The organism is Lysinibacillus sp. 10T31 (assembly GCF_056394365.1).
Genome location: NZ_JBFTHS010000232.1, coordinates 1 through 407 on the forward strand (window position 1 = coordinate 1; position 407 = coordinate 407).

Consider the following 407-nt stretch of genomic DNA (forward strand, 5'->3'; position numbering starts at 1 on the left):
GTGAACCAGGCGCTCTCGCGGCTCTCCGACACCAACGAAGCCCTGACAGGCCAACTGCGGATCTCGGTTCCCGGCTATCTCGGCCGCGAACTGCTCTCCTCGCACCTGTCGGGCTTCATGGCCGCGCATCCCCTGCTCAAACTCACTGTCGACGTGAACTCCGGTCGCGTGGATCTGTTTCGTGAAGATGCCGACGTGGCCATCCGGGTGGGGCTCGAAGGCTGCGAAGATCTCGTCGCGAGACGCATCAAGAGGCAGATCCTTGTCCTGTGCGCCGCACCCTGGTATCTCGAGCGCCATCCGGCGATCGAGAAGGTCGACGATCTCGCGGGACACTTTTTTCTGACCTGTGGTCCGGAGCGGCAGGCGATGGAAATGGTCGTTCCAGGCCTTGACCGGGAGCACAT

The 407-nt window shown here is 62.7% G+C and carries 1 protein-coding gene; it reads left to right on the forward strand.

The window, feature by feature from the left end:
- Nucleotides 1-407 (forward strand): LysR substrate-binding domain-containing protein (locus AC1DCY_RS27795; protein ID WP_477356033.1); only part of this gene is annotated, 407 nt, incomplete at both ends.